Raw genomic sequence first — 17,855 nt, 5'->3', positions numbered from 1 at the left:
CGCCGCTCAGCCCGCGGATAGCTGGCGCGAGGACATCCGCCGCATCGACGTCTTGCCGACCATGATGTGGAGGAGCTTGCCCACGCGGCGGAACACGCCCTCCTGGACGTACGGCACGCCGTGCTTCTCGCAGAGGGCCTTCACGCGCGGCTGGAGCCACTGGTACTGCCGCAGCGTCAGGTCCGGCCAGAGGTGATGCTCAATCTGGTAGTTGAGCCCGCCGTGGAGGAAGTCCACGACGTCACCGCCCGTGCGGTAGTTCGCCGCGCCCACCACCTGCCGCACGTAGTACTCCGCGCGCCCTGTCCCTCGGTCGTCGAAGCGATACAGGTCATCGCCCGCGTGGTTGGGGGCAATCAGCACGAAGGTCTGGAGGTTGGTGATGACCTCGGCCAGCACGCTGTTGATGAGGACGCTGAGGGCGGCCCAGGTCCCGAGGGGGAGGAACAGCAGCGGCAGCAGCGCGAAGCGCACGGCGGCATAGGGCAGCACGCACGTCCACCAGAACGCCCGCCCTTCGACGGTGAGCGGGTTGAAGGCCTCGATGAGGCGGCTGTCGGCCTCTTTCTGGCCTCCCGCGCGACGGCGCTCGGAGCGGCGCCACTCCTGGAAGGTGTTGGGCGCGTAGTACGTGAGCTTCCAGGTGCAGGCGATGATGCCCACGAGCAGATACTTCGCCCAGCGCGGCATGCGCGAGTCGCGCAGCCAGCCGGTGGTGTCCTCGACCAGGTCGGGGTCGGCCACCCGCTCTCCGGTGCGGCCGTGGTGGAGGACGTTGTGCTCGTGCCGCCAGGCGTCCGGGGCAATCCAGTCGAGCCAGTCCACGAAGCGGCGCCAGCCCACCGCGAAGCCGCGTCCGGTGTAGCGCGCGGGCACGCCGCTCACGCGGTCATAGCCTCGATGCGTCACGTGGTGCGCGACCATCGTCCAGCGCGTCGTGCTGCCCTGCGCTATCAGCAGCGCGGACAGCGGGTTGGGCACGAGCCACGCCGTGGCGTAGCCCAGCAGCGTGCAGGCCCGTCCCCAGCGCTCCAGCTTGTGGAAGTGGGTCAGCTCCTCTGGCTCGAAGGACGTGCCCAGCTCGGCGCGAAGGGCCGACAAATCCTGGTCGAAGGCGGCGACATCGAGGGTGGGAAAGGCCGGGGGCGGCGAGGGCTCGCGGAGCGGGACGGCGGTACTCAGAAGATGACTCCAGGGTGTCCGTGCATGCGCGTCCGGAGGGTCGCACGCGGGGCATCGTATCGGAGCCCCGGGGGAATCCATGCGTCTTCCGTGTAGCGACCCACCAGGCAGGGGACAGGGCGCCCCCAGGGGAGCTGTGGGACCACACTACCTGGCAGGGCGGCTCAGTGGCGGGCCGCGTCCTCCTGCCTCGGGCGGTGCGCGGTGCGCAGCCGCGCCGCGGAGCGCACTGCCAGAGGAGAAGCAGGGCGGCCCGCGGGCAGGAGGGGCTGGGGCGGGAGGACGAAGTCGGAGAGGGAGCGGATTCCTCCGGCGAGCACCACCCGGCCCAGTTGCAGGATGCCGACCGGCTCCAGGCCCCGTGCCCGCACCGCGGCGGCCAGGCCCAGCGCGAAGCTCACGCCCAGGTTGATGCCGCCCACCATGATGAGCCCCACCACCGCCCACAGGAAGTCCGGCGTCAGCAGTCGCTCGGGACCCAGCGCCGCTCCCGCGTAGGTGAGGGTGCCGGCGCTGAGGGTGACGTGCCGCACGTCCAGCGGCAGCCCGAAGAAGCTGCTCACGGCGGGCGTCATGCCCAGCAGGAGCCCCAGGGCGACGTTGGCGCCCAGGCCACAGGCGTGGCGCGCGAGCCCGGAGCCCAGCTTCCGTGCCCGGGTCTCCCCCAGCAGGTGGATGACGCCGGGATGGCGCGCGAGCGCCTCCGGCACCCGCCGGTAGTGCACCCAGTTCTCCAGCCAGCCGCCGAAGACACTGGCGCACCAGAGCAGCACCCCGGTGAGCGCGGCGAAGAACAGCGTGCCGCTGCGGAACGGGTGCATCGAGTGCACCACGTACTCCGCTTCGTGCCGCGTCAGCAGCGACTGGCCCTGGAGCGCCTGGAGGGCGATGCCCACGAAGGTGGCCGTCGTCACCACGGCGCCCAGGTTGCCGAAGACCGATGCCAGCTGGGAGCGGGTGATGCAGGCCAGGTGCGCCACGAGGCTGCGCATGCCCTTGTCGCCCGCCTTCACGTCCAGCGAGGCCGCCAGGGCCGCGCCCGTCATGGAGGGCTGCTTGGTGGCCAGCGTGAAGCCCAGCAGTTGGATGAGCAGGAAGCTGAGCGCGTAGTTGGCGGAGGCCGCCAGGCCCTGGAAGAAGAGCGGCAGCGCCGCGAAGCCGATGAGCAGCTTGAGCGCCGCGGTGGCCGTGGTGATCAGCCCACCGCCCGCCGCCGCGCTCACCAGCCGGTGATAGTCGTCCGGGCTCGTGGTGATGTAGTGGCGGCCCACCTCGCCGGTGTGCTCGAAGATGCGCCGAGAGATGCAGCGCACGCTGCCGCGGAACAGCCCGGCGATGCTGCGCCCCTGCGCATTCGCTCGCACCAGCGAGGACAGCAGCCGGACCGAGGCACACGGCAGGGCCCGCGAGCCGTCCGGCGCGAGCAGCCACAGCAGCGCCTCCAGCCGGTCCAGCACGTGGCCGAGCAGCTCCAGCCGGTAGACGAGGTCGGTGTCCACCGCGTGCGCATGCAGGTGGTGCAGCACCGCCCGCGTGGCGGCGCGGCAACCGGCGATGACCTCGGCACAGGCCACACGCTCCCGCGCCAGCGCCTGTCCACTGGCGCCGGCCCGCACCGCGACGCGCAGCGCTTCACAGGCGCGCGGCAGGTGGATGAAGACCGACTGCGCGAGGGGCGCTGGCGGGAGTCGCGACAGCACGTCACCCGCGAGGCCGAGGGCGCTGGCGCGCGAGGCGAGCACCGCCACCGCGTCCTCCACCGCCGCCTCCAGCGGGGCGAAGCAGCCGGGGCCCAGCAGCTCGCACAGCGCGGACACGTGCTCCTCGGCCAGCTCCTCCAGCCAGGTCGCGTCGTCGGCGGCGGGGAGCAACCGCCAGACCCATGCCGCCAGCTCCCGCTCATCATCCACCGCCAGCATCACCCGTTGGCCGAGCCGGGACACCAGGTCTCCCAGCAGGCCCCGGCCGGTGGACAGCCCCGGCTCGGAGAGCAGCCTCAGCGCGGAGGTCTCGGCGAGCGCGGTGGAGAGGACCTCCCGCACGGCCTCGCGCCATGCGGGGACTTGCGTGAGCATCTCCACCAGCAGCCGCAGTCGCGAGGAGCCCACGGACTCCACCGGAGCCAACAGCCCGCGCCGGGAAGGCACGGCCCCGTCTGCCCGGAGCCAGCGCACGAGCTGCTCCAGCCAGGCCAGGCGCTCCGCCAGCGGCGTCAGCGCGGAGGCTGAGGCCAGCAGCGCGTGCAGCTCGGACAGCAGCGCGCTTCCTTCGGGAGTCTCCGTGTAGAGCGCCAGCAGCTCTTCGGAGGTGGGCGGCGTGCACATGGGCCCGAGGCCCGGAGCAGGGGAGAGGCTGATGGCCATGTGTCAAAATTTTGTTCCCAAACAAACAGAATGGGAAACCACTGCGTCCGTGCACGCCTGCTCCACGAGCGTCGCTTCCACGCGAGTGAGAGCGAGTCTCCAGCACCGCGGACCGCAACCCGCTGCCCGTCTGCCCTCACTCGCAGGATGGCCACCGACGCGCCGCGAGTCCGCGCTGTCCCGGTGCGGGCGTCGTCGCTCGTGCGTGCGCGCAGTCGTTTCTCAACGCCCGTGATTTGGGGGGCACGAGCCTCATTGTGGGGGGCTCATCCCCCGACGAGGCCGCGGCGTCTTCCGGAGCGCAGGTGTCGCTGTAGAGGTACGCGCGCACGTCGGTAGCATCGTGCGCTCGCGGCATACGGGTTGCTTTGTCGCGACGAATGAACCCGCGCGTCTCGTCTGTTCTCAACGCTCGACAGGAGCCACCCGATCCGCCTCGCGGACCGGTGCCAACGCAGAGTCCTCTCTGGTGGGTACTGCCCTTGATGCTCTGGGTGGGCTGCACTGGCGGAGTCGGAGGGAACACTCCTTCCAATCCTCCTGGGGATTCCGTGGACGCGGGCTGCGTCGAGCCGCTTCCCACGGAAGACCCCGACGCTGGTGAGAAGAGCGACGTCCTCACGCCGAGCCGGCTGCTGCGGCGGGCCTCGCTCGCGCTGCGCGGCACTCCGCCGACGGGCGACGAGTACGCGGCGTTGGAAGCAGCGGGCGACGACGCCGCGCAGCGGGCCTTCGTCGCGGCCTTCGTCGACCAGACGCTCCAGCAGCCCGCCTTCTACCAGACGATGTTCGAGCACGCGCGCGACTGGTTCAACCTCCCGCTCACGCCCAGGACCGCCGACGCGCCGGAGTACGGGCTGCAGCAGCAGCGCACCATTCAGCGGTGCCCGGCGGACACGGCAAGGGCCGGCGCCTGGAAGTACTTCCGGGGAGACACGACGGCGTGCACCGGTCTGAAGGCGGATGGCTCACCGGCGGATGAGCTTTCCATCGAGCCGTGGTGGGCCCCCGGCACGACGGTGACGCTGGTGGGCTTCGCGGCCAGCACCGCGGCCACGGGCACCGGGCGAGATCCAGTCAATGGCAACCCCATCCCGGTGAGCTGCGGCCTCCTCGGTCCGGAAGGCACCTGTGGCTGTGGTCCCAATGCCGTGCGCTGCTTCGCCGACTTCCAGGTGTACGCGGGCTTCGAAAACTACGCGCCCTACAACGGGGAGGGGCAGCGGCGGCTCGTCTCCGAGGAGCCCGCCCGCCTCTTCGCCCACATCGCGTGGCATGACAGGCCGGCGACGGACCTCATCCTCGGCACCTACTCCGTCGGGCCGACCCGCCTCCAGGCGGCCTACGTGATGCAGGGGCTCGCGGGCGGCGAGACGCGCCTGCTCGACGACGACTCGTGGTGGCGACCGTCCCGGTACTCCAGCGCGCCGGTGGACCCCGAGCACTCCCCGGGAGACCCCCTCGCGTGGCGCGAGTACCAGGTCCCCGCGCGAAACCCCTTCTTCCTCGCCGAGCGCGACTACAAGTTCGACCCGCGCACCCAGACGGGTGCGTCCCGGGGCATCCCCGCCGCGGGCATGCTCACCAGCCTGGGCTTCCTGACGGCCTACCCGCGCGAGCGCGTGCGCGGTGCCCGCGCCCTGGAGACGCTGGCGTGTGAGGTCCTCGCGCCGCCCTCGGGGCAGCAGTTCAATGAATACCGGAGGGACCCGGGCACGGAGGGGCCGTGCCAGCACTGCCACCGCCGGCTCGACCCCGCGGCCATCCACTTCAAGCGCTATGCGAAGACAGGCGCGGCGACGGAGGGCTATGGCGCGAAGTACCTGATGCCGGGCGTCGGCACCGTCTGGCACTGGCCGGCGCGGTGGCGCACGGGGGCGTACCCCTACGGCGTGGACCCGTTCAGCCACTGGAACCGGTGGTACTCGCCCGACACGCTGCTCACGCCCGTGACGGAGGCCCAGGCGCAGGTGAACCCCGAGGTGATCTTCCTCGACTTCCTGCCTCCGGAGCAGACCCTGCTCGGACAGAGCAGTGACGGGACGGTGGGCCCGCTCGGCTTCGCGAAGCTCATCGTCGCGGCGGGCGCGTTCGACCGGTGTGTCGTGCGGCGCCTGCACACGCAGGTGCTGGGGCGGGACATCGACCCGGCGGGCGAGGCGGGCTACCTGGACGACCAGGTGGCGCGCTTCATCGCGGGAGGCCGCAAGGTGCGGCCCTTCGTCAAGTCACTCACGCAGTCGAACCTCTTCCAGAGGGGGCGCTGACCATGAGCCGCTTCGTGTTCCTCCTCGGGCTCTCCGGGGTCCTCTCTGGCGTCCTCTCGTGTGGTGGTGAGGGCACCCCGTCCGCGCTCCGTACCCAGGGCCAGGCCCTGTGCGCCACACCGGCCAGCTCGGAGACCGTGCGCATCATGCAGGGCCTCAAGCCCACCTGCGAAGGCTGTCACTCGCAGGGCGCGCGTGGCTACTTCGCCTCTCCGGAGTCCTTCCAGTCGCTGCTGGTGTCGGACGTCCGGATGGTGAAGCCGGGCAGTCCGGATGACAGCGAGCTGGTGCGGTTGCTGGAGGGCCGTGGCACCGGTGCGTTCAAGCAGATGCCCATCGGCCAGAAGTCCTATGCCCAGCTCGTTGCGGAGGGCACGGCGACGCTGTCCGTGGCCGACGTGCGCGCCTGGATCCAGGGGCTCGCGGCGCAGCAGCGGGACGCGCGTCCGGACCCGGACGCGCCGCGCATCACCCGCATGAGCGCCACCCAGGTGCAGCGCGCGCTCTACCAGCAGCTGGGCCTGGGCCACGATGACTTCTTCACCTCGGCCAACGAGTTCGGAATGCCGATGGCGGAGTCGCGGGGGGACGACTTCTATCCGCTGCAACCGCCGGATGCCCTGCCCATGCCGCGGCAGAACGTCACCGGGGAGCGCTACCACTCGCTGGGGGGCGGCTCCGTCCTCAACCAGGTGTCCCATGACCGGACCTCGTCGCCGACCTTCGTGCTCACGCTGACGCAGGTCTCCCAGCGGTGGTGCCGCCGCGCGCTGGCCAAGACGGGCAATCAGGCGCTGTTCCCCACGGGCACGCCGCGCACCGCGAACCCCGCGGACGTGAAGGCCACGCTGCGGCGGTGGTCGCTGCACTTCCTGGGCGAGCGGTTCACCGACGCGCAGGTGGACGCGCTGTACGAGGACGTGTTCGTGCCGCTCGCGACGCCCACCGAGACCGAGCCGGCCTACGTGGGCGTGTGCTCGTACTTCATCCGCCACCCCCACTGGATCTTCTACTGAGGCCCCCCATGAAGCTCACTCGTCGCAAGCTGTTCGAGCTGGCCTTCGGGGCCGCTCACCTCGGACTCATGACGCGCTTCGGGCTGCCGGTGGCGTCGGCGCAGACGACCGCGGGACGGCCGACCAAGCTCCTGGGCATCTGGCTGGATGGAGGGCTCCACTGGGAGACCTTCTTCTCGCCGCTGACTCGCGCGGGCATCAACAAGTTCATCCCCGCGCCCCAGGGCGGCATCATCCCCTTCGGCTACCGGCCCGAGCAGGTGGAGAACTTCGACCGCTCCCCGGTGGACCTGGACGCGCCTGGCGCCGTGCGGAAGTTGCGCGGCCCCATCTTCTGGAACTGGGCGAACCCGGCCGACACGAGGGAGCTGAATCCCGCGTCGGGGAACACGCAGAACTTCCGGCCCTGGGGCTACGCCTGGGCAGACCCCACGTACAGGCTCTTCGACAAGGCCGCGTTGCTCGTGGGGGCGGACCAGAACACGGCCGCGCATACGAGCGGCATCATCGCGAGCATGTGCGGTGTTGCGGGCTCGAACTTCCGGTCTCCGTCGGTGCAGGCGGTCATCGCCAACGCGATGTCCCGGCGCTTCCCGGACCGGCCCATTCCCAATGTCAGCCTGGGCGGCACGCTGCCGGGCGCGTTCGGGCTGCCCGCGCTCGCGAACCCCACGGTGCTGCACTCCGCGACCTCGGTGGAGCCGACGCTGTCCGACAAGCGCGACAGCGCCTGGAAGGGGCTTCGGGCACGGAGCGACGTGCCCGATGTCGCCTTCGACGGCTCGGCGCTCCCAGGCACGGTGCCCGCTACCGCGGTGGATGCGGCGCTGCTCAAGGCACTGCGCCAGGAGCGGGGCGTGTCCAGCATCGGCACGGACGCGATGCTCGAGCAGCTCTACGACACGTACAAGGGCGCGAGCCGGACGGTGCGCCGGGACATCCTGTCGGTGCTGGCCAACACGCCGTCCTGGGAGAAGCTCAAGGCCGACCCGGCCTACCCCGTGGACTGGTCTGCCTGCATCGGCTACGCGGACTCGTGCGGCACGGGCGCGTCGATGGGGAACTACGCCTTCGCGCTGCAGTTGCTGAAGTCGGACCTGGTGTCGTCGGTGAACCTGCGGGCCTCCAGCTTCTCCAACAACACCTTCGACACCCACAGCGCGAACGGGCCGCAGATGCACACCAACCACCTGCGCATCGCGCTGGAGATGGTGGGGCGGCTGTGCCTCGAGATGAGCCTGACGCCGAGCCGGGCCGACCCGTCCCGGACGCTGCTGGACGAGACGCTGGTGTACGTCTACAGCGACTTCGGGCGGACCTTCCCGAAGCAGGGGAGTGACCACCACCCGGCGACGTGCGCCATCCTCGTGGGCGGCGGCATCCAGGGGAACCAGATGCTCGGCGGGTACGACGAGACGATGAACGGCTCTCCCATGGGCGCGCCGGTGGCGCTGGTGGAGGAGTCCGGAGAGCGGGTGATGCGCGCGCCGCGCTCCCAGGACATCGCGGCGACGGTCCTCCGGGCCTTCGGGCTGGAGCCGGGGAGGGACTTCTTCATCCCCGGCGGCTACGGCGTCTATGACGGCGTCGTGAGGGGCTGAGGCGCTCTCGTCGCGAAGCCGAGCGTCCTGTACGGAATCAGGCCCTGCGGGCCAGACAGCGAGCACGGCGGCAATTCCTGGCCTACGCTCCCCGATGTTCTTCGAAGGAGAGTGCCGGATGAACCGCTTTGCACTACGCGACCACACCGACCGCCTCGACGCAGGGACGCAGTACGAGGAAATCGTCCGCGTCCTCGCCACCCAGGAGTTCCCCTGGGACATCACCCAGGCGCTCAGCTTCGCGCTGTTCCGCACCTACGCGGTGCCGAGCATCGGCGTGCTCCTGCACGAGACGGGGGAGTTCAACCAGCGCACCCAGAAGCGCTACGACGACACCGTGCTCATCCTCGACGCAATCCTCGAGCACGGCATCTCCAGCCAGCCCGGCAGGAGTGCCTTCCGGCGCATGAACCAGATGCACGGCGCCTATGACATCTCCAATGATGACATGCGCTACGTGCTCTCCACCTTCGTGGTGACGCCGGTGCGCTGGCTCGCGGACTTCGGCTGGCGTTCGTTCACCCCGAACGAGGTGACGGCGTGGACGAACTACTACCGCGCCGTCGGTCGTCACATGGGCATCCAGGACATCCCGGACACCTACGACGCGTTCGTCGCGCTCATGGACGGCTACGAGTCAACGCACTTCGCCTTCGATGCTCGCAGCCGGGCTGTCGCTGACTCCACGCTCGACCTGCTGGCCACCTTTCCTCCCTCGAATCTGGCGCCGAAGCGACTGGTCACGCTGTTCGCGCGCACGCTCATGGAGCGCGAGCTGCTCGACGCGTTCCACTACCCCCACCCCTCCGCCCTCAGCCGGACGGTGTTCCGCCTGGCGCTCAAGGCCCGTGGGAAGTTCGTGCGCTACGCGCTGTCACCGAGAAGCACGCCGCTCTTCGGTAGAGAGCGCTCCCACATTCGCAGCTACCCGAATGGCTGCCCCGTCGAGCAGCTGGGAACCTTCCCGAAGACCTGCCCTGTGAGCCACGGCGCCGCCACGGCGGGCCCTGAGCACCGGGCCGCGCCGAAGGTCGGTTCCTGAGGAGGGACGCCTCAGTCCTTTGACTCGGGGCGCTTCTCGTCCCGCTTCTCCCAGTGCTTCTGCTCCTCGGTGATGCTGAGCCGCGAGCTCCACAAGGCGGGTCCCAACACCACGATGAGGACCGTCATCAACACGACGCCGACGAGAACTTCAAAGAACATGTCCACCTGACACCTCTAGCTCACTGGGGGGATACCTCGAGGCTTCCGGGAGGGGAGGGGACGTGACGGCGAAGCGTCACACCACGCCTCTCCTTCGGCATGGCGCTCGGGTCCTCGGCCCCTCGTCGAGACGTGACGGAGGAAGCCAGAGGTCCGGGCGCACGCCGGGAGCACTCAGAGCAGGAGCGAGCGGAGGCGGAGGAAGACGGGTGGGCCCTGGGCCCGAGGCGGCTCCCAGTGCGCGAGTGACAGGATGCGTCCACCCTCGGGTGGGCGGACGCTGAACCACGCTGGAAGCAGGCCCGACATGGGCGCAACCAGGAAGGAGTGACTGGAGACGTCCGCGAAGGCCGGCGCGGGCAACTCCCAGCCCGGCTCGTCGCAACAGTCCATCCGCAGCGTCGGCTGACTGTGCGGAGCCTGCTCCGCCTTCAGCTCACCGTGGGGGCAATGGCACCTGTCGGAGCGGTTCTCGACCTGTTTCTGGCAGAAATGCGCGGGACCGCTCGCCCCGACGGCAACAGCCTGCCAGCCGAACAGGAGAGCGAGCGTGAAGATGCGCAGCACCAGCAACATGGTGCTCCGCATATACGCGGGCACCGGAGCGGCCGCAACCCACGGCTTCGTGCTCGCGGGACGGCTCTGCTTGCGGCGAGAAGCGCGCCTCGTTACAACGGCGTCCGCTGCAGCCACCCGGCGCTTCGATGGCGGCCCGTCCTCGGGCCGTAGAGCGTTCGGTGTGGTGCGCCCTGGCGACAGCCCCACGCCGACCCTCGTCGCCGGGAGCTGACCACTTGAACATCAGGGACTTCTGCCGGACCCACTTCAGGCACTTCAACGCAGCGGCACTGGTCGACGCGGCTGACGGCTACGTCCGGCACGTGGAGGCTGGCGGAAAGATGCTCGTCACGCTCGCGGGCGCGATGAGCACGGCGGAATTGGGCATCTCCCTGGCGGAGCTGATTCGGAGCGACAAGGTCCACGCCATCTGCTGCACGGGCGCGAACCTGGAGGAGGACATCTTCAACCTCGTCGCCCATGCGTTCTACGAGCGGGTGCCCCACTACCGCGACCTCACGCCCAGGGACGAGCAGGCGCTGCTCGAACGGCACATGAACCGGGTGACGGACACCTGCATCCCGGAGATGGAGGCCATGCGTCGCATCGAAGCCGTCATCCTGGAGGAGTGGTGCTCGGCGGACCGGGACGGACGCCGGCACTTCCCCCACGAGTTCCTCTACCGCGTGCTCCGGAGCGGCAAGCTGGCCGGGAGCTACCAGATCGACCCCAGGAATAGCTGGCTGCTCGCGGCCTGCGAGAAGGACCTGCCCATCTGGGTACCGGGCTGGGAGGACTCCACTCTGGGCAACATGTACGCGGGACACTGCATCGCCGGGGACGTGAAGAGCGTCCACACCGTCCGCGGTGGCATCGAGTACATGACCACGCTCGCGGCCTGGTACACGGAGACCGCGCCCCGCGCGCCCATCGGCTTCTTCCAGATTGGCGGCGGCATCGCCGGGGACTTCCCCATCTGCGTGGTGCCCATGCTGCACCAGGACCTCCGGCGCGAGGGCGTCCCGTTGTGGGCGTACTTCTGCCAGATCAGCGATTCCACGACGAGCTACGGCTCGTACTCCGGCGCGGTGCCCAACGAGAAGATCACCTGGGGCAAGCTCGGCATCGACACGCCGAAGTTCGTCGTGGAGAGCGATGCGTCCATCGTCGCACCGCTCATCTTCGCGTACGTCCTCGGCCAGTGAGCCGCAGCCGGGGCTCAGAGCGCCAACATCACCTTGAACCCGCCATAGATCATCCGCTTGGCGTCGAAGGGCATGGCCTGGGGGGACATCTTGAGGCGAGGATCGGCCATGACCTTCTTGTTGATGCGGTTGCGGTCGGCGCGAGACTTGTAGACGATCCAGGAGAACACCACCGTTTCTCCTGGCTTCAGCTTCACGCTCTGTGGAAACGAGGTGACCTTGCCGGGCTTGACGTCATCGGCGACGCATTCGAAGTACTCGAGCGCGCCGTGCTCGCGCCAGAGCTTGCCCGCCTTGCGCGACATGCTGCGGTAGGCGGCGAGGTTCTTCGTGGGAACCGGTACGACGAAACCATCGATATACGGCATGCGTCCTCCGCGCTCACGCCCTGCGGCAGTCAGGAACCGCTGCTCCCGCCGGGCGACGTGTGCGTGTGATCCAATCGCCATCCGCCTGCACCTGTCACCCCGGAAACCCGGCGTACGTGCGATACCCAACGGCGCTGAAGAGGCCTCGACCCGCCCGCCATTCCAGGGGCAGGGCCTTCCTTCCATCAATCGCAGAATAATAAGGCATGGCTGCAGTGGTCTCTTTCACATACAGCGCGGCGCGAAAATCGGGACTGTTTGCATACTCAGTCTCAGGCAAGAAAGAATTGAAATACTAGTAATAGCTGTATAGCATGAGGCATGTCCTTTCGCGTGTCGGTTGGGATTGTCCTGGGGTGTCTCGTGCTGGCATGCCAGAGCGCTCCCACGGCAGGCGGGCCATCGGCCTCCGCTCCGGCGGAGGCGGCTCGCGTCTCCACGCTTGATGCGGCTGACGCGGGCGCCGTTCCCGGGTGTCTGGCGGAGGGGGAGGGGTGGACGCCTTATGGGGAGCCCCCCGGCCGAGGCGAAGAAGCCTCCTGGCCGGGCTGCTGCCCCGGGTTGGTGAAGCTGGCGCTCTACGACGAGCACCTCTTGAAGGAAGGCAAGTGCATTCCCTCGAAGGGCGGGCGCCTTGTGTGCACCCCCTGCGGGAACGGGCGCTGCGAGCCCGGAGAGAGTCGCTGCAACTGCCCCTCCGACTGCCCCTGACGAGGGCGGCACGGCAGGACCTGTCGTTGCAACACGGTTGTTCCCACCATGGAGTCCACATGCAAGCCAGGCGAAGCGTGTTGTTCCTCGTGTCCTCGCTGGGGTTCGGGCTGTCCGGCTGCGGCAGCGCTGTCGAGGGAGTGGCGGAGGAGGCCGTGCCCACCAACGACCTCGTGCAGCGGGTCAAGGACCCGACGGAGCTCGCCAGGATGCAGCAGCACCTCGACTCGCTCTACGACACGAAGGATGTCCGTCACCACTTCCAGTCCCCGGATGGAGACGACATCGACTGCGTGGACCTCTACCGCCAGCCGGCGCTGCGGCAGCCGGGCATGGAGAGCCACGTCATCCAGTTCGCCCCGAGCACCTTCCCAAAGGAGCTGGACGAGGCCCCCACGGGCCCTGCCGTCGCTGATGCGCGGCAGCCGGCCCAGGCCGAGCTGGCCTTCTCATTGGACGCCACCGGGGCGGTGCAGCGCTGCCCCCAGGGCACCATCCCCATCCTCCGGGTGACGCTGGACACGCTGAAGCGCTTCAAGAGCCTCGAGGACTTCCGGAGCAAGGTGCCCAGCCATCTGTCGGGTGACGCGCTCCGCGCGGGCTCGACGGCCCTGCACCAGTACGCCGCCTACCGGCAGACGGTGGACAACCTGGGGGCGGAGAGCGCGCTGAACGTGTGGAACCCCGCGGTCGAGGTGGCCAGCGAGTTCAGCCTCTCGCAGATCTGGGTCGCGCGTGGCTCCGGCGCCGACACGGAGACGGTGGAGGGCGGGTGGCAGAACTACCGGAACCTGTACGGGGACAACAACTCCCGGCTCTTCATCTACTTCACGCCGGACAACTACGGCTCCGGGGGCTGTTACAACCTGACCTGCGCTGGCTTCGTCCAGACGGACACCTCCATCGTCATCGGCAGCAGCTTCACCAACTACAGCGCCAGTGGCGGCGCCCAGCATGAGATCAAGCTCTTCTGGTTCAAGGACGGGACGGCCGGCAACTGGTGGCTGCGCGTGGGGACGACGTGGGTCGGCTACTATCCCCGCACCAAGTTCGACGCGAACGGCATCGCCGACAAGGGCGGCCGGGTGACCTTCGGCGGGGAGATCATCAACAACCAGACCGCCGGGCGCCACACGCACACGGACATGGGCAGCGGAGCCTTCGCCGCCCAGGGCTGGCAGCAAGCCGCCTACCAGCGGCAGATCCAGTACGTGGATACCGCCAACGTCTATCGCTCTCCGGCCAGCCTCTCGGCCATCACCACCGACAGCTTCTGCTACGACAGCAGCGCGGTGGCCAATGACACGTCGGCGGGCGGCTGGGGCCGGTACTTCTACTTCGGTGGGAGCGGTTACAACGCCAACTGCACCTAGCGGGAGGCCGCGGGGCCCCTGTTGCTGAACAGCCGAAGGGCCCGGAGCCGTCGAGGTTTCCCTCTCGACTCCGGGCTCTTCCTATCATCGGTCCCGTGACATGCTGTCACACGCCAGCCGTGCCCCGCTGACAGGGGGGCACGCTCGGCGTCACCCTCCAGGCTCACGGCACGAGCGCACGGCGGGGGCCCCAGAGGGGAGCGCCTCTCCGAAGGGCTCATGGCACCGTGCTTGCTCAAGGCCCTCGTGTCCCTCACCCGAAGGAGGCACGACATGATGGCACTCATCGTCCGCAGGTATTTCTGGCTGGTGAACGGCACTTTCATCCTGCTCGTCGCGCTGCTGCTGGCGCGCACGGCCAACCTCTTCGTGGAGGACGCGATTGCCCCTCCGTTACCTGGCACCTCGGCCTCGCTCGCCCCGGTACGCGTGGCCACCGAGGCGGCCCGGACTCCGCTGGACGGCGCACGGCTGGGAAAGCTCACGGGGCTGACGTACGGCAAGAAGGAGCCCGACGTGGTCGAGCCCGCCAGTCCCGAGGTGGCGACAGGCCCCATCCGGAGCTCGCTGCGCGTGAAGCTGCTCGGCACGCTGGTGGCCAACGACGCGCAGTGGTCGTTCGCGTCCATCCAGGACCTGGAGACCCAGCGCGCCCGAAGCCTGATGGTGGGCGATGACCTGATGGGCACGCGCATCCTCACCATCGAGCGCGAGCGCATCATCGTCGCGGCCAACGGGCGCGAGGAGTTCATCGACGGTGAAGCCTCTGCACCCGCGATTACCGCGCCCACCCTGACCCGGCCCATGCCCGCCGCCAGCTCCGGTCCGGAGAGCGGCATCCGCGCCGTGAGCGAGCACGCCTACGAGATTCCGGAGACGGAGCTCCAGCAGGCGCTGGCGCGCCTGGACGTGTTGTCCACGCAGGCGCGCGTGGTCCCCGCCATCGAGGATGGCAAGCCCGCGGGCTTCAAGCTCGCGGCCATCAAGCAGGGCTCGCTCTACACGAAGATTGGTCTCCAGAACGGCGACGTGCTCAAGCGCATCAACGGCCTGTCGCTCGACTCACCCGAGCGCATGCTCGAGGCCTTCACGAAGCTGCGCGAGGCAAAGCACATCGAGCTGGACATCGGCCGGAGCGGAGGCTCGGTTCGAAAGACCTACGACGTGCGCTGACTCGGAGCCGAGCTCCTCCTTGATGGGGCCTACGGCTCCAGTCCCACGGAGCCCACATCCGCGTGGGTGAGTGTCTCCCAGGACATCTGCAGGTCCGTGGATGAGCCTCCCGCGCGCACTCGTGGGAGGAGCGCCGCCGTCGAGGGCATGGAGCGGCCCTTGCGCGTCACGTAGTGGTTGAAGAGGATTTCCCAGGTCGGGAGGATCTGCAGCTCCAGGGTGTTGTTCGGCACGGGCTGGCCGTTCTTCTTCACGTACTCGCTCCTGCGCGCGCACAGCCAGGATTCGACGGGGATGGTGGCCTGGGCATTGTTGTCCGGAGCATGGGGTACCAGGTACCGCGCCATGAACTCGGCACTCGCGATGAGCCGCGCCTCCTGCTCGGAGTAGAGGTCCACCCCCTGGATGAGCGCCGTCTCCGCCGCCTGTGAGATGGAGGCAATCGACATCGTCGCATGGCCGAAGTCCCGACACGCCTCCTGGGAGAGGCCATTCACGCGCGCCGTGCCAAACTCGGTCTGGCCCCGCCAGCTGCTCAGGAGCACCCCTGCCTTCCAGGTCCCGTCCGCGTTGCGCTGGTCCGGCGCGGGAATGGGCGCCGCACCGTCACTCGTCAGGTAGAAGGTCTCCCGCACGTGCACGCGCCACATCGCGAGTGAGCGCTCGAAGAGCGCCTGGTCATCCGTGTAGACGGCGATGTTCATCACTCCGTTCGTCATGGAGTTGTTCCAGTTGGAGCCGCCGCCTCCCCAGCCGTTGATGATGCGGGGCAGCACCGCCCGCTTCAGCATGTCGCCGAACTCGAGGGCCCTCTCCTCCGGCCAGCCAGCGTCGCTGTAGCGGATGATCTCCGCCGCGCGCGGGAACAGCTCGGCGAGCCAGGCTGCCTGGAGCGGGCCGTTGTGCGTGTTGATGTCTCCACTGACGAAGAGGATGGTCTGGAGCGTGTCGGCGTACGCATCGAGAATCCGGATGGCGGCGTCCGCGTAGCGCTGCTCACCCGTGTGGTACCAGAGGAGCGCGAGCGTGTAGGCCCTCAGGGCGTCCTGCCGGGAGTTGTAGCAGCCGATATCCACCGTGCTGCCGCCATTGCCGCACTGCATGGTCTGCACGGGCCTGGGGGTCCAGCTGGTGTTCGCGAGGGAGCCACCGGCGGCCTTGCTGAACTGGCCGTACCAGGGCTGCGCGCGGGCTCCAATCTTCGCCTTGACGAAGTCGAGCTGGGCCTTGGAGACATGAAGCCCCGGGTGGACGAAGCCGACCGGGGGAGGGGAGTAGGTGACGGTCAGCCGAGGCCTCTGCGCCGAGGTGGTGGCCTCGGAGGAGGCGACGTCCAGCCCGTCCATGTTCGTGCTGGCATCCAGCACGAAGCCCCGGTTGTTCGCGGGACTGTTCACCCACTCCTGGACCGCGGCAATTCCCGCCGCGCCGAGCGTCAGGGAGTAGGCGCCCGTGACGGAGGGGAGGAGTGTGCCCAACACGCTCGAGCCCCTGTCCGCCGCGCCCCGTGCGCCAGGCGCGCTCCATACGGTGCTCGAGGTCGCCCGGGCCCACGTGGCCTGGGACTCGCTCCAATCGCGGCCAGCGGCGTAGAGGAAGAAGCCCTCTCCGCTCGTCCGGTTCGTCACGTGGAGGGAGAGCTGGACCGACCGCACCTTCGCGCCCGGAGGGATGGCACCCAGGTCGAAACGCAGCAAGGCGTTTAGGCTCTGGTGGCTGCCCGCCGGAGCGTCGCGGTCCATCCGCAGCACGGCGTCCCCGCCCGCATTGGTGGACGGAGTGCTCTCCTGCAGCCACGTGTCCGAGACACCCGCATAGGTCGAAGAGGGTGACACCCCACGCTGGAAGGACACCGTCACATCCCCAGCCAGTGCGACCGCGCCCTCGGTGACGGCGTCGAGGCTCGCGTCGCCCGAGCGCTCGGGGCCGCCGCACGCGGCGAAGGTGCCAGGAAGGAGAAGAAGCGCCAGACGGCGCAGCCACATCGAGTTGCCTGCTCTCACGTCAGCCCCATAATCTTGGAAAGAAAGCGAAAACCGTATTTCCAGAAGGTTATCGCGCGTTGCGGCGTTCGGTTGCGGACGTGTGACGGTCACCCTGACACTGGAAGTTTCCAATTCGAGATCGATGCACAGACACGGCTGGCTCCCACTCCACCAACCGGGTGAGCACGCTGGCGAAAGGCTTGCGGCATGAGCCAGCCCCGGGTGGAGTGTTGCGTCGGGGGAGCGCACGGAGCGCCTCGTCCCCGTGTGGTCCTGAGCGTGAGGAGACACCCATGTCGATGAAGCTTCGTTCGATGGTGCTGTCCGGATGTGTCGCGTGCCTGCTGGGAGTGCCTCTGGCAGTGGGGGCGCAGGGCCAGGACGCCGGCGCGAAGGCCCAGGGGCAGGCGCCCCAGGTGGGACAGGACGCCTCGACGGTCCAGACGGGGCCAGACGGGCAGCTGCAGATCAGCGGCGCCATGCGAAAGGACGTCATCAAGTGCGCCGCGGGGCAGAAGGTGGAGATTGCCGGCACCACCCACGACCTCCAGCTCACGGGTGACTGCGGTGAGGTGGTGGTCTCCGGCAACGCCAACAAGGTGAAGATCGACGGCGCCAAGGCCATCACCGTCATGGGCGTCGGCAACAAGGTGACCTGGAAGCGCGGCGAGCCGAAGCAGGAGACTCGCGGGACGAACAACACGCTTACCCGCGAGAAGTAGCTCCGGCCGGACGAGAAGTGTCCCGGATGCGGCGCTACGAGGCCGCGCCGGGAGCTGCAGCTCCCGCCTCACAGTCGGGTGAGTGTGCGACATGCCTTGACCTACACCTGCCAACCCCGCGGAACTCC

Annotated in this window: 14 protein-coding genes; 8 read left to right on the top strand and 6 right to left on the bottom strand. The window is 68.9% G+C overall.

Annotated elements, in window-relative coordinates; genetic code table 11:
- Positions 1–6 precede the first annotated feature (6 nt).
- Together G4D85_RS40200 and G4D85_RS40195 are read right to left on the bottom strand one after the other, a co-directional pair.
- Positions 7–1,101 (bottom strand): fatty acid desaturase family protein, encoded by a 1,095-nt coding sequence (locus tag G4D85_RS40200; RefSeq protein WP_420821747.1) that lies wholly within the window; start codon positions 1,099–1,101, stop codon positions 7–9.
- Positions 1,102–1,346: 245 nt separating this feature from the next.
- Positions 1,347–3,545, bottom strand: a complete 2,199-nt coding sequence (locus G4D85_RS40195; protein ID WP_164019554.1) for a site-specific recombinase — start codon at positions 3,543–3,545, stop codon at positions 1,347–1,349.
- A gap of 551 nt (positions 3,546–4,096) precedes the next feature.
- Here G4D85_RS40195 and G4D85_RS40190 point away from each other — a divergent pair.
- The 4 genes from G4D85_RS40190 (at position 4,097) to G4D85_RS40175 (ending at position 9,471) form a co-directional block, all read left to right on the top strand.
- Entirely contained in the window at positions 4,097–5,812 is a 1,716-nt protein-coding gene (locus tag G4D85_RS40190) for a hypothetical protein (RefSeq protein ID WP_240359784.1), read from the top strand.
- A 2-nt stretch (positions 5,813–5,814) separates the two neighbouring features.
- Positions 5,815–6,828, top strand: coding sequence for a hypothetical protein (locus G4D85_RS40185; RefSeq protein ID WP_164019553.1), 1,014 nt, complete (start codon positions 5,815–5,817; stop codon positions 6,826–6,828).
- 8 nt (positions 6,829–6,836) lie between these two features.
- A complete protein-coding gene (locus G4D85_RS40180; protein WP_164019552.1) occupies positions 6,837–8,429 on the top strand; it encodes a DUF1501 domain-containing protein in 1,593 nt (530 codons plus the stop codon).
- Positions 8,430–8,547: 118 nt separating this feature from the next.
- Positions 8,548–9,471: an oxygenase MpaB family protein gene (locus tag G4D85_RS40175; RefSeq protein ID WP_164019551.1), complete on the top strand. Its 924-nt coding sequence runs from the start codon at positions 8,548–8,550 to the stop codon at positions 9,469–9,471.
- An 11-nt stretch (positions 9,472–9,482) separates the two neighbouring features.
- Here the strand turns inward: G4D85_RS40175 and G4D85_RS40170 are convergent, their stop codons facing one another.
- Both G4D85_RS40170 and G4D85_RS40165 read right to left on the bottom strand, forming a co-directional pair.
- Positions 9,483–9,632 carry a hypothetical protein gene (locus G4D85_RS40170; RefSeq protein ID WP_164019550.1) on the bottom strand — a complete coding sequence of 50 codons (150 nt, stop codon included), beginning with the start codon at positions 9,630–9,632 and terminating at the stop codon, positions 9,483–9,485.
- A gap of 174 nt (positions 9,633–9,806) precedes the next feature.
- The gene (locus G4D85_RS40165) at positions 9,807–10,220 is read right to left on the bottom strand and encodes a hypothetical protein (RefSeq protein WP_164019549.1); all 414 of its coding nucleotides are present in this window, start codon (positions 10,218–10,220) and stop codon (positions 9,807–9,809) included.
- Between the two features lie 206 nt (positions 10,221–10,426).
- Between G4D85_RS40165 and G4D85_RS40160 the strand changes: the two genes are divergently transcribed.
- On the top strand, positions 10,427–11,395 hold the full coding sequence (locus G4D85_RS40160; RefSeq protein WP_164019548.1) for a deoxyhypusine synthase family protein: 969 nt from the start codon (positions 10,427–10,429) through the stop codon (positions 11,393–11,395).
- 14 nt (positions 11,396–11,409) lie between these two features.
- On the opposite strand, the gene G4D85_RS40155 is transcribed toward G4D85_RS40160, so the two are convergent.
- Complete coding sequence (locus tag G4D85_RS40155; protein WP_164019547.1) at positions 11,410–11,763, bottom strand: DUF1428 domain-containing protein; 354 nt, start codon at positions 11,761–11,763, stop codon at positions 11,410–11,412.
- Between the two features lie 770 nt (positions 11,764–12,533).
- On the opposite strand from G4D85_RS40155, the gene G4D85_RS40150 reads away from it, so the two are divergent.
- Together G4D85_RS40150 and gspC are read left to right on the top strand one after the other, a co-directional pair.
- A complete protein-coding gene (locus G4D85_RS40150; protein ID WP_164019546.1) occupies positions 12,534–13,847 on the top strand; it encodes a neprosin family prolyl endopeptidase in 1,314 nt (437 codons plus the stop codon).
- Positions 13,848–14,120: 273 nt separating this feature from the next.
- On the top strand, positions 14,121–15,020 hold the full coding sequence (gene gspC / locus G4D85_RS40145; RefSeq protein WP_338052940.1) for a type II secretion system protein GspC: 900 nt from the start codon (positions 14,121–14,123) through the stop codon (positions 15,018–15,020).
- A gap of 29 nt (positions 15,021–15,049) precedes the next feature.
- Here gspC and G4D85_RS40140 read toward each other — a convergent pair whose 3' ends face one another.
- A complete protein-coding gene (locus tag G4D85_RS40140; RefSeq protein ID WP_164019545.1) occupies positions 15,050–17,023 on the bottom strand; it encodes a DNRLRE domain-containing protein in 1,974 nt (657 codons plus the stop codon).
- 275 nt (positions 17,024–17,298) lie between these two features.
- On the opposite strand from G4D85_RS40140, the gene G4D85_RS40135 reads away from it, so the two are divergent.
- On the top strand, positions 17,299–17,727 hold the full coding sequence (locus tag G4D85_RS40135) for a DUF3060 domain-containing protein (RefSeq protein ID WP_164019544.1): 429 nt from the start codon (positions 17,299–17,301) through the stop codon (positions 17,725–17,727).
- Positions 17,728–17,855 lie beyond the last annotated feature (128 nt).

It is taken from the genome of Pyxidicoccus trucidator (assembly GCF_010894435.1).
Taxonomy (GTDB): domain Bacteria; phylum Myxococcota; class Myxococcia; order Myxococcales; family Myxococcaceae; genus Myxococcus; species Myxococcus trucidator.
Note: the sequence above shows the minus strand (reverse complement) of the source record. Positions and strands in the feature narration are given on the sequence as shown.

Coding starts and splice junctions, on each gene's coding strand:
- G4D85_RS40175 (WP_164019551.1), top strand. CDS start 8,548: ATGAACCGCTTTGCACTACGCGACCACACCGACCGCCTCGACGCAGGG.
- G4D85_RS40195 (WP_164019554.1), bottom strand. CDS start 3,545: ATGGCCATCAGCCTCTCCCCTGCTCCGGGCCTCGGGCCCATGTGCACG.
- G4D85_RS40185 (WP_164019553.1), top strand. CDS start 5,815: ATGAGCCGCTTCGTGTTCCTCCTCGGGCTCTCCGGGGTCCTCTCTGGC.
- G4D85_RS40135 (WP_164019544.1), top strand. CDS start 17,299: ATGTCGATGAAGCTTCGTTCGATGGTGCTGTCCGGATGTGTCGCGTGC.
- G4D85_RS40170 (WP_164019550.1), bottom strand. CDS start 9,632: ATGTTCTTTGAAGTTCTCGTCGGCGTCGTGTTGATGACGGTCCTCATC.
- gspC (WP_338052940.1), top strand. CDS start 14,121: ATGATGGCACTCATCGTCCGCAGGTATTTCTGGCTGGTGAACGGCACT.
- G4D85_RS40165 (WP_164019549.1), bottom strand. CDS start 10,220: ATGCGGAGCACCATGTTGCTGGTGCTGCGCATCTTCACGCTCGCTCTC.
- G4D85_RS40150 (WP_164019546.1), top strand. CDS start 12,534: ATGCAAGCCAGGCGAAGCGTGTTGTTCCTCGTGTCCTCGCTGGGGTTC.
- G4D85_RS40155 (WP_164019547.1), bottom strand. CDS start 11,763: ATGCCGTATATCGATGGTTTCGTCGTACCGGTTCCCACGAAGAACCTC.
- G4D85_RS40180 (WP_164019552.1), top strand. CDS start 6,837: ATGAAGCTCACTCGTCGCAAGCTGTTCGAGCTGGCCTTCGGGGCCGCT.